This is a genomic window from Haemophilus sp. CCUG 66565, from assembly GCF_001679495.1.
GTDB classification, from domain to species: Bacteria; Pseudomonadota; Gammaproteobacteria; order Enterobacterales; family Pasteurellaceae; genus Haemophilus; species Haemophilus haemolyticus_K.
The window spans coordinates 192,727-206,369 of record NZ_LZOX01000002.1 but is presented as its reverse complement, the minus strand read 5'-3'; the positions used below and the strand labels follow the sequence as shown (position 1 = coordinate 206,369).

General features: G+C 36.0%; 14 protein-coding genes. 4 read left to right on the top strand and 10 right to left on the bottom strand.

Annotated elements, in window-relative coordinates; genetic code table 11:
• Positions 1–70: 70 nt before the first annotated feature.
• The gene (locus A9501_RS02355; RefSeq protein ID WP_179855774.1) at positions 71–1,837 is read right to left on the bottom strand and encodes an AAA family ATPase; all 1,767 of its coding nucleotides are present in this window, start codon (positions 1,835–1,837) and stop codon (positions 71–73) included.
• A 121-nt stretch (positions 1,838–1,958) separates the two neighbouring features.
• On the opposite strand from A9501_RS02355, the gene matP reads away from it, so the two are divergent.
• Positions 1,959–2,405 (top strand): macrodomain Ter protein MatP, encoded by a 447-nt coding sequence (gene matP, locus A9501_RS02350; protein WP_048952670.1) that lies wholly within the window; start codon positions 1,959–1,961, stop codon positions 2,403–2,405.
• A gap of 65 nt (positions 2,406–2,470) precedes the next feature.
• On the opposite strand, the gene cspD is transcribed toward matP, so the two are convergent.
• From cspD to A9501_RS02330, 4 genes are all read right to left on the bottom strand, one after another.
• Positions 2,471–2,689, bottom strand: coding sequence for a cold shock domain-containing protein CspD (gene cspD / locus A9501_RS02345; RefSeq protein WP_048952671.1), 219 nt, complete (start codon positions 2,687–2,689; stop codon positions 2,471–2,473).
• 149 nt (positions 2,690–2,838) lie between these two features.
• The gene (locus A9501_RS02340; protein WP_048952672.1) at positions 2,839–2,991 is read right to left on the bottom strand and encodes a YoaH family protein; all 153 of its coding nucleotides are present in this window, start codon (positions 2,989–2,991) and stop codon (positions 2,839–2,841) included.
• Positions 2,984–3,703, bottom strand: coding sequence for a tRNA pseudouridine(65) synthase TruC (gene truC, locus A9501_RS02335; protein ID WP_065264863.1), 720 nt, complete (start codon positions 3,701–3,703; stop codon positions 2,984–2,986). Before truC ends, A9501_RS02340 begins: the two co-directional genes overlap by 8 nt.
• Positions 3,703–4,017: a YqcC family protein gene (locus tag A9501_RS02330; RefSeq protein WP_048952673.1), complete on the bottom strand. Its 315-nt coding sequence runs from the start codon at positions 4,015–4,017 to the stop codon at positions 3,703–3,705. Before A9501_RS02330 ends, truC begins: the two co-directional genes overlap by 1 nt.
• 241 nt (positions 4,018–4,258) lie before the next feature.
• On the opposite strand from A9501_RS02330, the gene ytfE reads away from it, so the two are divergent.
• The gene (gene ytfE / locus A9501_RS02325; protein WP_065264783.1) at positions 4,259–4,930 is read left to right on the top strand and encodes an iron-sulfur cluster repair protein YtfE; all 672 of its coding nucleotides are present in this window, start codon (positions 4,259–4,261) and stop codon (positions 4,928–4,930) included.
• Positions 4,931–4,992: 62 nt separating this feature from the next.
• On the opposite strand, the gene A9501_RS02320 is transcribed toward ytfE, so the two are convergent.
• Both A9501_RS02320 and sohB read right to left on the bottom strand, forming a co-directional pair.
• Positions 4,993–5,847, bottom strand: coding sequence for an OmpA family protein (locus A9501_RS02320; RefSeq protein ID WP_048952675.1), 855 nt, complete (start codon positions 5,845–5,847; stop codon positions 4,993–4,995).
• A gap of 191 nt (positions 5,848–6,038) precedes the next feature.
• Positions 6,039–7,100, bottom strand: a complete 1,062-nt coding sequence (sohB, locus tag A9501_RS02315) for a protease SohB (protein ID WP_065264782.1) — start codon at positions 7,098–7,100, stop codon at positions 6,039–6,041.
• Between the two features lie 118 nt (positions 7,101–7,218).
• On the opposite strand from sohB, the gene asnS reads away from it, so the two are divergent.
• The gene (gene asnS / locus A9501_RS02310) at positions 7,219–8,622 is read left to right on the top strand and encodes an asparagine--tRNA ligase (RefSeq protein ID WP_065264781.1); all 1,404 of its coding nucleotides are present in this window, start codon (positions 7,219–7,221) and stop codon (positions 8,620–8,622) included.
• 75 nt (positions 8,623–8,697) lie between these two features.
• A complete protein-coding gene (gene can / locus A9501_RS02305) occupies positions 8,698–9,387 on the top strand; it encodes a carbonate dehydratase (protein WP_032803425.1) in 690 nt (229 codons plus the stop codon).
• A 28-nt stretch (positions 9,388–9,415) separates the two neighbouring features.
• Here can and A9501_RS02300 read toward each other — a convergent pair whose 3' ends face one another.
• The 3 genes from A9501_RS02300 to A9501_RS02290 form a co-directional block, all read right to left on the bottom strand.
• Positions 9,416–11,359, bottom strand: a complete 1,944-nt coding sequence (locus A9501_RS02300; protein WP_065264780.1) for an ABC transporter ATP-binding protein — start codon at positions 11,357–11,359, stop codon at positions 9,416–9,418.
• A 93-nt stretch (positions 11,360–11,452) separates the two neighbouring features.
• A complete protein-coding gene (locus tag A9501_RS02295) occupies positions 11,453–12,838 on the bottom strand; it encodes an anti-phage deoxyguanosine triphosphatase (RefSeq protein WP_065264779.1) in 1,386 nt (461 codons plus the stop codon).
• 92 nt (positions 12,839–12,930) lie between these two features.
• Positions 12,931–13,626, bottom strand: a complete 696-nt coding sequence (locus A9501_RS02290; protein ID WP_065264778.1) for a CidB/LrgB family autolysis modulator — start codon at positions 13,624–13,626, stop codon at positions 12,931–12,933.
• Positions 13,627–13,643: the final 17 nt, after the last annotated feature.

Sequence of the window (13,643 nt, the reverse complement as noted above, 5' to 3'; positions counted from 1 at the left end):
GCAGAACTAGTCGGATCAGTGCCGTTTAATTATAACTAAAAGAAAAGCGAACAAATGTTCGCTTTTTTAATTAAGATTTAAAAAAATCCCAAAATCCTTTTTTTTCAGAATCGAGCCGATTCTCAATCCTACGTTGAATTAAACGAGAAATAGGCATTGTTTTTTCTGAATATTCTTTATTTTCATCTAATAAATCACGTTCAAATAAGTACTCACAGGCTTGATAAATATCTTCTACTGGATAAATAAAAAATTCATTATTTTTTACCGCACTTTTAACTTCATCAGATAGGCTCAGTTGCTGTATAGTTGTCATAGGAATAATCACACCTTGCTTGCCTGTTAATCCACGACGCTGACAAATTGTGAAAAACCCTTCAATTTTATCATTTACACCGCCTACTGAATGAACCAAACCAAATTGATCGATAGAACCTGTAATCGCAATGTTTTGAGGTAGTGGTAAATCAGATAAAGCACTCACCAATACACAGAAAATTGCAAGCGATGCACTGTCACCATCAATTTCACCGTAAGACTGTTCAAACACCAATGATGCAGAAAAAGGCAATTGAGAAGGGAGATCAAGAATATTAGAAAGACAAGCTTGAGCAATCATCATACCTTTACTATGAATATTTCCTGCAAGCTCATTTTTTCTTTCAACATCAATAACTTCCCCTTCACCAAACTGGACAATACAACTAATACGTGAGGGTTCACCAAAACTCACCGGCGTGCCTGGATATTCAATCACTGAAAGCCCATTTATCTGTCCAACAATTTCCCCTTGGGTCTCTACATAGACTTGTTCATTTAAAATATCTGCATAAGTTTGCTCTTTCAAAAAGCCATATTGTATAGATTTTCTTTGAAAAACAGCTTCAAAATCATCCGCACTTAATATTGAATTACCCGTTAATGTCACTACATCTTGTAACATTTCTTTAAGTTTAAGAGGTGAAATATTAATGAGAAATCGATCTTCACTTTCTCGTACTAATAATTTATATAATTTATTGAGTGCAGAAAAATTCATTTCAACATTAAGTGTTTGTGCTATTTTATTCACATAACCAGCCCACATCTTTTGAGATTCAACTTCTGCCACTGAAATATAACTCTCAATTTCAGCATAATCAGCAAAAGAATATAATGATTCTTCTAACTCACCTAAAGTTGCCAATTCTGTGCGATTTCCAAGCACAATAACTTTCAAATTAAGCTTATAACTAGGCACATCGCAGGGCAAGTGTTTAAAAGGATGAGCTGAATACCAATCAAAAGTTTGTGTTTGTAAAATTTGCTTTAGTCGTAACCATAAGTCAAACTGAGATAATAGCATTGCTGCACTTAAAATTAATACTCCTCCATTTGCACGATGAACTAATCCAGGATTTAGTTGAATATCATGCGAACTAGGATGAACACGAAGAGAACCAAACAATTGAAATTGATCACAATAAAGTGCGTTCACCACCTCACCTAGCGTAGCAAAATTATCGTCTAGGGAATGGGCCATCTCTGTATAAACACGTGGAAAAGAAAAAGCGTCTCCTTGCTCAACAACATAATTTACGCCAAAAACCGATTGTTCACGATGATGATGCAACTTAGTAAAGGATTCCAATAACGAAGCATATTCAGCTTGATCATCAGCTTTAAGCATTAGCAAAAAACGACTAGGATGACGTAAAAATACAGATAGAGCCTGTTTAGCATTAGGTTGTAATGACCAAAAATCAACCGTCTCTGGTGGGAATTCAGTTATAGCTAGATCTGGTTGCAACGCTTGCCAATCCAAGGCTTGTTGAGGAAAAAATGAACTCACAGTCACTCTCTTTTTGAAAAAATTAGGGCTATTATCGCATATTTCATACGCTTGTAAAAATCTGCTAGAAAATTCATTTAAAAAGACTTACACTAGTCGAGTTACCACGTCACTGAATAGTTAAAACATGAAATATCAAAAACTTGAAAATCAAGAAGCTAATTGGAAATGGATTTACCTCATTCGAAAATACCGTGAAGGAGAAAATATTACATGTTATGAAGAACGCAGTCTACAAGAGGCAAAATCACAAGAATTATTAGCCTGTCAACATTATCCCGAAAAAATAGAAGCATGGATAAAAAACCATCTTTCTCCAGCACTTCCAATTAAATTAGATCAGGCTATTCGGGCGCGCCGTAAACGCTTTTTTAATGGTGAAAAACAGCATACAAAAAAGAAGTCTATTGATTTAGAATATGCTGTATGGCAACGTCTTTCAAGATATTCTCGCAAAATGAAAATGACATTATCAGAAACTATTACCTATATGATTGATGAACGAGAAAGTAAAGCACAATTTGAAAATCAAATGGCTGCAATGAAAAACAGCTTGAAGAATTTACTCAAATAAAAAAGACAAGCTGCAATTCTTGTCTTTTTACTTAGGACTAAATAGAGAAAATCAGAGCAATATAATTACTCCTGGTTATCCACTATAGGGATAATTTTCGTGGCATGAGAGCCTTTGTCTCCATGAATCACTTCAAATTGTACTTTTTGCCCTGCTTTTAAAGAGCGATACCCTTCCATTTCAATAACAGAATAATGAGCAAAAATATCGGCATCTACCCCCTCAGCGGAAATGAAACCAAATCCCTTTGCATTATTAAACCATTTCACTACACCAATTTCCATAAAAGACCTCTCTAGGCTTTGCCTATTAAAACAAAATACCAATAAGGCGATTGCCTTATCACCTCGTCTGGTTAATATGTTCAGTTATTTTATGAAATAATGCAATGAGAAATCTTCAAAAATGATAACTAGATCACAAAAAATTAGTTTTATGATGCCTTTTTATTATGATTATGTGCTTCTCGTATCGCCTTTGCTACAATTTGGATAGCCTCACCACTACTTACACCTTTAGCCATCAACGCTTGAATTTGTTCTACTGCTTTTTGTTGTTGTTCATGCGTTAAAATAATATCAAACATTCTCCCATCCTAATTTATTCATTAATTTTAACCATTGTTCATCTAAACCTGCAGTGAGCTTTATCTCTATTTGTGTTATAGGGTGAATAAATATTAATTCATAAGCATGCAAAAATAATCGTTGACAACCTGTATGAGTAGTTAATGCTCGATTCTGATGTAAATCGCCATATTGAGTATCCCCTAAAATTGGATGAAAAATATGTTTCATATGTCGCCGCAATTGATGTTTTCGCCCCGTATAAGGAATCAATTTCACTAAAGAATAACGTGCAGTTTGGTAACGTCCAACTGGATAAGGCATTTCTGCAGTTATTATCCCTTCATATTTAGTTATGGCATCTTGAGGAGGTTTATCTTCTTGGGATAATTTATCTGCAATTTTATCTAACTGAATTTTTAATGGATAGTCAATGATGTCCCTTCCCTCTAAATATCCTCTTACGACGGCTAAATAAGATTTCTCCACACATCGCTGTTCAAATTGCTGACATAATATATTGGCAATTTCGCTATTTAATGCAAACAATAAGACACCTGATGTAGGACGATCGAGGCGATGAACAGGAAATACATGCTGACCAATTTGATCTCGTAAAGTTTGCATAACAAATTGTGTTTCGTGAGGATCAAGCCAGCTACGATGTACCATCATTCCTGCAGGTTTATTCACCGCAATCAATACATCATCTTGATATAGAATCTCTAATATCATTGATTTTTCAATAATTCTTCTAAGGCTATTAAAGGAGACAATAATTGTTCTAATTCATCAAACTCTTTCATTGCCTCTTCAATATAAGGGGAAATTGCAATCTGATTTGGCAATGGTGCACCACTTTCCAGCAATGCTAGCATACGTGGAATAAATACCCATTGTAACCATTCTTGAGCAGACATCGTATCAATAGAAAACGGTTCTTCACTGAGAAAAGCATCAGCTGCGGGAGGAATACTTTGCCATAATGACAAAGAATGCATAACATTTTGTAATTGCTGGATATACTTTTTTGTTTGATTACGCATAATAATTCCTCTAAAAAATATAATGCTTATTCTACAAAAAATCATATTATTTCGCAAAAACACTATAGTTTTAATCGTTAATCATCATCTTCCTTACTACTTAATCTCACTATTATGAAGTATTTTTCTTGATTTAAGTCATCATTTTATCAAGAAATGAATATAAACACTTTCCATCACGAAGAAAATATCCTACTATTTTAATAGGTTTTATTCTATTTCATTTAAGAAGGAGTGATTTATGTCTTTTGCCCAACAAAAACTTAGCGAATTAGCAGTTTCTATCCCGGGAGCAACAAAAATTTTTCGTGAATATGATTTAGATTTTTGTTGCGGTGGTTCTATCTTACTAGAAGTTGCCGCACAGCAAAAAAATCTTAATCTCTCTGAGATTGAAACGCGCTTAGCTCATTTACAACAAAGTAAATCAGAAAATAATGATAAAGATTGGAACGTTGCACATTATGACGAAATTATCGATCATATTATTACACGCTACCATAATCGCCATCGAGAGCAGCTACCTGAATTAATTACCTTGGCTCAAAAAGTTGAAAATGTACATGGTGATCGTGAAGATTGCCCAATTGGTGTAGCCGCACAACTAGAAAAAATTTACATAGAATTAAGTCAACATTTAATGAAAGAAGAACAAATTCTTTTCCCAATGATTAAGGCCAAAAATTATATGATGGCAGCTATGCCAATCCGTGTAATGGAAATGGAGCATGATGAAGCAGGGCAAGATGTAGAAGTCGTTAAATCTCTCACTAATCATTGTACAGCGCCTTCTGATGCTTGTTTTAGTTGGAAAGCTCTATACAGTGGGATTAATGAGTTTATTGATGACCTTATGCATCATATTCATTTAGAGAATAATATTTTATTCCCTAGAGTATTAAAAGAAAAATAATTTATGTAAAAAGGGCTAGATAAAATATCTAGCCCTATTTTTTAATGACGTAAATACCTAAATTATTTTTGGTATAAAGGAGCAGGTCCTTGAGTACCGCCATTAGATTGACTACCTTCCTGTAATTTTAATACAGAACCAGAAGCCGTCACTTCTACACGACGGTTAGGTCTTAAACACTCTCTTAACGCTTGTTTATCTGTTACATCATCACAAGCCTTAACTTGTGGATTTTTACCATATCCAACTGCGTTAATCTGAGCAACAACACCATCTTCTAATAAACGTGCTTTAACACGATTTGCACGACGTTGAGAAAGATTTAAGTTATAAGAATCTGAACCTAAACGGTCAGTATAACCTGCAACTTTAACATCTTTTGCACCAGTTGCCTTTAATTGATTTGCAACGTTATCAACGACTTCTTTACCACGCGCAGTTAAAGTATCTTTATCAAAATCAAATAAGAAATCACCGCTTAAACTGAATGCAGAATTACCGTTACAGCCATTAGGGAACCAAAAGAAAGATTGTGCATTATGGTTTTTATCAAATAACACTTTATACTGACAAACTTTGTGAACCCCATTTTCGCGATAATTAAATACATAATCCCATTCTTCTACGCCATATAAACCTTCAGCAAAATGAGGATCACCGATTAATTGACGAATTTGATCTTTATTTTGACCACGTTCGATCAAACGAACATTAGACCAATTTGGCCATGTACCAAATTGACTACCATCATGATTAAAACCTGATGTATCAATTTTTGGCCATACTAATTGTGGTACTTGCTCACCATTTACATCTTTATATTCAGGTGTACCAGCATCTGTTACTTTGCTTAAGTTACCACAAGCTGTCACAGTTGCGATTGCAACAGTAGATAATAAAATACGAGATAATTTCATTTGTTTTACCTTTTAATTTGTAAAATCCCTAAATTAAAGGGATAACTAAACTTTATAAATTTCAAAGAACAAAACTTTCAAAGTTTCGGCGCATATACTAATGGCAAAACTTTACCTTGTAAATAACAAATTACTTGATTTTGCCTAAATCAACCGTTTTTTTTGTAAAGATAATGTAAAGAAATTAAAGTTTATTGAATAAAATTATTTACCTTCTTCATCATATAACTATAAATAATATTCGCTAAACTTTCTTCTGCTTGGCGACCTAATTTTTTTATTAACGATTTTTTCAATCGATATTTTACCGCTAGAACTCGTTTTTCTTTCATCTTATCTAAAATCAAATCATCACTTGTAGTGATTTCATCAACTAATTTCAATTCTAGCGCTTGCGTCCCAAACCAATGCTCTCCTGTTGCTATTTTATCTATATCTAAGTGAGGACGGTTTTGTAAAACAAATTGTTTAAATAATTGATGTGTTTCTTCTAATTCTTGTTGGAATTTTTGTTTACCTTTTTCGGTATTTTCCCCCAACATTGTTACAGTTCGCTTAAACTCTCCAGCGGTCATTACATCTACATCCACATCATATTTTTTCAATAAACGATGAATATTAGGAATTTGTGCAACCACACCTATCGACCCAATGATAGCAAACGGAGCTGATACAATTTTATCAGCAATACAAGCCATCATATAACCTCCACTTGCTGCTACTTTATCCACCGCAATCGTTAACTTAATTCCTTTTTGTTTTAAACGAGCTAATTGAGATGCGGCAAACCCATAATCATGAACAATACCGCCAGGGCTTTCTAAACGTAGTAATACTTCGTCTTCTGGTTTTGCTACACTTAAGATTGCTGAAATTTCTTCTCTAAGTGCGGTTGTTTCTGACGCTGAAATATCACCATGAAAATCTAAGATATATACACACCCTTTCTTTTCGTCATCTACGGTTTCACCTTTTTTTAATTTCTCTTTACGTTTTTTGGCTTTTTGTTTTTCAGCTTTTTTCTCTGCTTTAGCTTGTTGTTTTAGCTCTTCTTCAGAAAAATTAAAATCGCGCAACACTCGAACTTGACTATCAAATTCTTCCAATAAATCCTTAATTTCCAGCTCGCCTACTTTCACTTTATTGTGCTGACGATGTGAAATAATTAAGCTCACAATGACTAAAATCACTAATAAAACCGTCAAAATTTCTAAAACAAAAATTCCATAGCCCGTTAAAATATCGTTTAACATTGTTTCTCCTCACGATGAATAATCCACCCCATTCTATACTTTTTTATGGAAAAAATTCCATACTCAGGTAGAATATCTCCATTTTTACGTAAAATTACATTTAGTTATAGAGGTTTATATGTCTAACGTAGCATCAATTGTTGATGTATTACAAGGAAAAGTGGCGATTGGTGAAACCGTCACTGTACGAGGTTGGGTACGTACCCGTCGTGATTCTAAAGCAGGCTTATCTTTCTTAGCAGTTTATGACGGTTCTTGCTTTGATCCAATTCAAGCGATTATTAATAACGATATTGAAAATTACGAAAACGAAATTTTACGTTTAACAACAGGCTGTTCTGTAATTGTAACGGGTAAAGTTGTTGAATCACCTGCAGAAGGACAAGCAGTTGAATTACAAGCAGAAAAAGTAGAAGTGACTGGGTTTGTTGAAGATCCAGATACTTACCCAATGGCAGCAAAACGCCACTCTATTGAATATTTACGCGAAGTGGCTCACTTACGCCCTCGTACCAATATTATTGGTGCTGTCGCACGTGTTCGCCATTGTTTATCTCAAGCAATTCACCGTTTCTTCCATGAGCAAGGTTTCTATTGGGTGGCAACCCCATTAATTACTGCATCAGACACTGAAGGTGCGGGTGAAATGTTCCGTGTTTCTACTCTTGATTTAGAAAATCTGCCACGTGGTGAAAATGGAAAAGTAGATTTCAGCCAAGATTTCTTCGGTAAAGAATCATTTTTAACGGTTTCAGGTCAGTTAAATGGCGAAACCTATGCTTGTGCATTAAGCAAAATTTATACTTTCGGCCCAACATTCCGTGCAGAAAACTCTAATACCACCCGTCACTTAGCTGAATTCTGGATGGTTGAACCAGAAGTAGCATTTGCAACGTTAGCGGATAACGCAAAACTTGCAGAAGATATGTTGAAATACGTATTCCGTGCAGTATTAGCTGAGCGTAAAGATGACTTACAATTCTTTGAAAAACATGTAGATAAAGATGTTATTACGCGTTTGGAAAACTTTGTGAACTCAGATTTTGCGCAAATTGACTATACTGATGCCATTGATGTGTTATTAAAATCTGGTAAGAAATTTGAATTCCCTGTTTCTTGGGGGATCGATCTTTCTTCTGAACACGAACGTTTCTTAGCGGAAGAATATTTTAAATCACCAGTTGTAGTGAAAAACTATCCAAAAGACATTAAAGCATTCTATATGCGTTTAAATGATGATGGAAAAACTGTAGCAGCAATGGACGTGTTAGCACCAGGAATTGGTGAAATCATCGGTGGTTCACAACGTGAAGAACGTTTAGATGTACTTGATAAACGTATGGAAGAAATGGGATTAAATCCAGATGATTATTGGTGGTATCGCGATCTTCGTAAATACGGTAGCGTTCCACATTCTGGTTTTGGTCTTGGTTTTGAACGCTTAATCGTCTATGTAACTGGCGTGCAAAATATTCGTGATGTGATTCCATTCCCACGCGCGCCAAGAAATGCGAATTTCTAATTCAATTTAACTTTAATATTGACCGCACTTACGCCAAAGTGCGGTCAATTTTTTCAGAATTTTAAGGAAAGCAAAATGGATAAAATTAAACAACTCTTTGCCAACAATTACAGTTGGGCGCAAAGAATGAAGGAAGAAAATTCGACTTACTTCAAAGAACTTGCGGATCATCAAACACCACATTACCTTTGGATTGGTTGCTCTGATAGCCGTGTCCCCGCTGAGAAATTGACGAATCTTGAACCAGGTGAACTTTTTGTACACCGTAATGTTGCTAACCAAGTGATTCACACAGATTTTAATTGCCTTTCTGTTGTGCAATATGCCGTCGATGTGCTTAAAATTGAACATATTATTATCTGTGGCCACACCAACTGTGGTGGGATTCATGCCGCTATGACAGATAAAGATTTAGGGCTTATCAACAACTGGCTTCTTCATATTCGCGATATTTGGTTTAAACACGGTCATCTTCTCGGTAAACTTTCCCCAGAAAAACGCGCGGATATGTTGACTAAAATTAACGTAGCGGAACAGGTTTACAATCTAGGGCGAACTTCAATTGTAAAAAGTGCTTGGGAACGCGGGCAAAAACTCTCATTGCACGGCTGGGTATATGACGTAAATGATGGATTTTTAGTGGATCAAGGAGTAATGGCAACCAGTAGAGAAACCTTAGAAATTTCTTACCGTAACGCAATCTCCCGTTTATCAACACTTGATGAAGAAAGCATTTTGAAAAAAGATCATCTTGAAAATGTCTAAAGAAAACGCCCTTTCGGGCGTTATTTTTTTAAGCTTTACCTTCAGCCAAATTTTTCTTTTCTTCCAATTCTTCCCAGCGTAAAAATGCGGTTTCTAATTCGGCTTCAGTATCCGCCAATGATTTTAATTTAGCATCGGTAATATCATGAGCCTGTTGGAAAAATGCGGGATCGGCTATTTCAGCTTGCAGTGCGGTGATTTTAGTTTCTAATTCTTCCAATAGTTGTGGAAGTTGTTCTAGCTCACGTTGTTCTTTATAAGAAAGTTTTACTGATTTCGGCTTAGAAGTGCGGTCATTTTTTACCGAATTTTCTTCTTTTAGCGGTTCAGTTTTTCTCGCTTTAGCCTGCTCTTCTACTGCTTTGCTTGCCCAGAAATTGGCTTGTTGCTGTTTCGCATCAAAGAATCCCCCCACATACTTATTCAAACGCCCTTCACCTTCAAATAAATAACATTCTGTCGCAGTATTATCAATAAATTGACGGTCATGGCTAACAATTAACAATGTGCCCTGATAATCAGTCAAAATTTCTTCTAAAAGCTCCAATGTTTCTACATCAAGGTCATTGGTCGGTTCGTCAAGAATCAATAAATTGTTTGGTTTTAGCAACAATTTTGCGAGCAATAAACGATTTCGTTCTCCCCCCGATAAGGCTTTAACTGGCGTCATTGCTCGTTTTGGCGGGAACAAGAAATCTTGCAAATACCCGAGCACATGGCGTTTTACACCATTGACTTCAATATCTTGTTTACCATCCGCCACATTATCCATTACGGTTTTTTCAGGATCTAAATCAGCACGATATTGGTCAAAATAAGCAATGTCTAATTTGGTACCACAACGAATTTTTCCTGATGTTGGCTTAATTTCACCCAACAATAATTTAATGAACGTAGTTTTTCCACAGCCATTTGGCCCAACAAGCGCAATTTTGTCTCCACGTAAAATCGTTGTTGAAAAATCTTTTAACAAGGTTTTTCCTGAGATTTCATAGCTCACATTTTCCATTTCAAAGACAATTTTGCCTGAACGGCTTGAGGTATCTAATTGTAATTTGGCCGTTCCCATTACTTCACGTCGTTGGCGGCGTTCCTCACGCATTGCTTTTAATGCTCGCACTCGCCCTTCATTTCTTGTGCGACGAGCCTTGATACCTTGGCGAATCCATACTTCTTCCTGAGCAAGACGTTTATCAAATAATTCATTTTGCAAGGCTTCAACGCGTAGATTTTCTTCTTTCGTGGTTAAATATAAATCGTAATTGCCTGGATAAGACACTAATTGACCACGATCTAAATCCACAATGCGTGTTGCCATTTTTCGAATAAAAGAACGGTCATGGGAAATAAATACAATGCTACCTTGGAAATCCAATAAGAAATTTTCCAACCATTCAATAGCTTCCACATCCAAGTGGTTGGTTGGTTCATCAAGTAATAACACATCAGGATCACACACTAATGCGCGTGCTAGTGCCGCTTTGCGCAACCAACCGCCCGAAAGTGCGGATAATTTTGTGTTTGGATTTAAGCCCAGTTTTAACAACACTTCATTGATTTTATTTTCAAATCGCCAGCCATCAGCGTGTTCTAATTTAGCCTGAACTTGCTCTAATTGACTTAAAATTTGATCACTGTAATTTTCTTCCAATTGAACAGAAATATGATGATATTCTTTCAATAAATCCGTTAAATGCCCTACACCTTCCGCGACATAATCAAAAATATTGCCTTGCGCATTACGCGGTGGGTCTTGCTCTAAACGAGAAACAACAAGATCTTTCTCGTATTGGATTTTGCCATCATCCATAAGCACATCGCCTGCGATGATTTTCAATAAAGTTGATTTACCTGCGCCGTTACGCCCAACTAAACAAACGCGTTCATTCGGTTCAATATGTAATTCTGCGTGATCTAATAAAGGTGAATCGCTAAAGGAAAGATATCCATTGGTTAAACTAATTAATGCCACAACTGCCCCATAAAAATTCAGTGAAAATTAACCGCACTATTCTATACAGTTTGCATAAAAAATCCCATCAATTCAATGGGATTCTCTATTAAATCAAAGTTGTTGATATACCCGCAATGCGTGTGCATCTGACATGCCTGCAATATAATCGCAAATAATCCGTTTCTTCCCTTCTTCTGGTGCATTACGCCAACGATTTGCAGTATTTCGTGGTAATAAACGTTCTGGATCAGATTCAAAAATCTGGAACATTTCTGTCAACATTCTCTGCCCTTTATATTCGATTCGTTGCGTATCCACATTGCGAATAACATAATCCCAAACGAATTTTTTAAATACGCCAAGTGCAGCAATCACTTCAGGTGGCAACTCTGCGTTATAACGTAACAAAGGTTCATCAAAATTTGCCGTTAATTTCCACCGTACATTGGTAATAAAAAAGTTCACCAATGCACCAATGGCTTGTTTTCGCTCAAAATGTTTATCAGAGAAAAGTCGTTGACTAATTGAATCAATATTTTCATGCAACCAAGCTGACGGAATTTGTTTTAATGCGGAATGTGCTGCTTGCCATTGATGAGGATTTACCACGCCAGTTACAATCGCATCTTCTAAATCATGCACGCCATAGGCAATATCATCCGCCAATTCCATAATGCTGCAATCCAGAGATTTAAAACGAGTATGTAAAGATTCAGCTGGGTTTTCCCGTACTTTTTTAAATTGACAGAATAAAGTGCGGTCATTTTCAGAAAGATTTTCTAGCAACCAATTAAACATTTTCAAATCATCGCGGAAAATGCCTTTTCCTGGAATCCAATCATGAATACGCACAAACCGCGGATCGATATTGCGAGAAAAATTAAGTTCTGCATATTGAGGCGAGGCCACATCTAACAACGCGGGATATTTCACTACACCCAATAGTGTTCGACGCGTTAGATTCATCCCTGCATTTTCAGTGTAAGGCTCAAGTTTCGTTAAAATTCTAAAGGTTTGTGCATTGCCTTCAAAACCGCCCTGCTCTGCCATCATATAATTTAATGCCGTTTCGCCACCATGCCCAAAAGGCGGATGCCCAATATCATGAGCAAAACACAAACTCTCAATAAGATCGTTACTTGGCAATAAAGGTTTTAATTGTTTTTGCAACTCGTTTTTATCAATATTTAATGTTTGCGAAAGGCTTTCAAAGGTTTCTAAAAATTTAAGCTGTGCAACGAGACTACTGCCAATCTGTGCGACTTCTAAAGAGTGAGTTAAGCGAGTGCGATAAAAATCATTTTCGCCAATCGCGTGAATTTGAGTTTTTGCTTGCAAGCAACGAAAGGCAGCAGAATGTAAAATTCGCCCCCGATCACGGCGAAATGGTGGGCGATTATCTTTTTCGCGTGGAGGATCAGGAAAAAAACGTTCTGTCCAAGAAGAATCAATGATGAGTGGTTTCATATCGCTTTGTTTTATTTGATTTTTCTGCATTATCTAATCATTTAGCACAAAAAACAACCGTACTTTATCTGGAACAAACAAAATCTAGAATGAATAAAGTGCGGTTGAATTTTCATTGATATTTAAACAAAGAAATAAATAAGCTTAAATACAAATGGCGCAAGAATAGAACTAATAATCCCACAAAGCACGAGAGAAATAGAACTATAACTTCCTGCCGTTGAGTTAGTTTCCATACAACTTACGGTACCAAGTGCATGAGAAACAGAACCAACGGAAAGTCCTATAGCTTCTTGATGTTTAATACCTAATTTTTTTAATACAAGGTAACCAAAAACAGAGCCTTGCAAACCTGCAACAACAACCCCTACGGCGGTAACAGCAGGAATTCCGCCTAAATGGCGAGAAACCTCCATCGCGATAGGCGTTGTAATAGATTTAGGTAAAACTGTTGCGACCATTTCAGGTGTTGCACCTAAAAGAAATGCTAAAAGTGCACCACTTAACATTGCTAAAAAAGAGGCAATGAAAACCGTTGAAAGAATGATTTTCCATTGTTTGGCAATTTGGCGAAGTTGCTCATAAAGTGGCAAAGCAAGAGCAACGATACTTAATGAAAGCAAATTGTTTATTGGTGCATTCCCAGCCATATAATCATCATATGGAATTTTACCTACAACTAAAATTACCACAAGAATCAATACGGTTAAGATAAATGAATTGAAAATGACTGATTTCCAACGTTTACTAATTTGTAATGCAAGCCAAAATCCGAAAATTGTTAAAAATGTATAAAGATAAATTGCGTACTGCTGCATAATTGACATCCAAATAA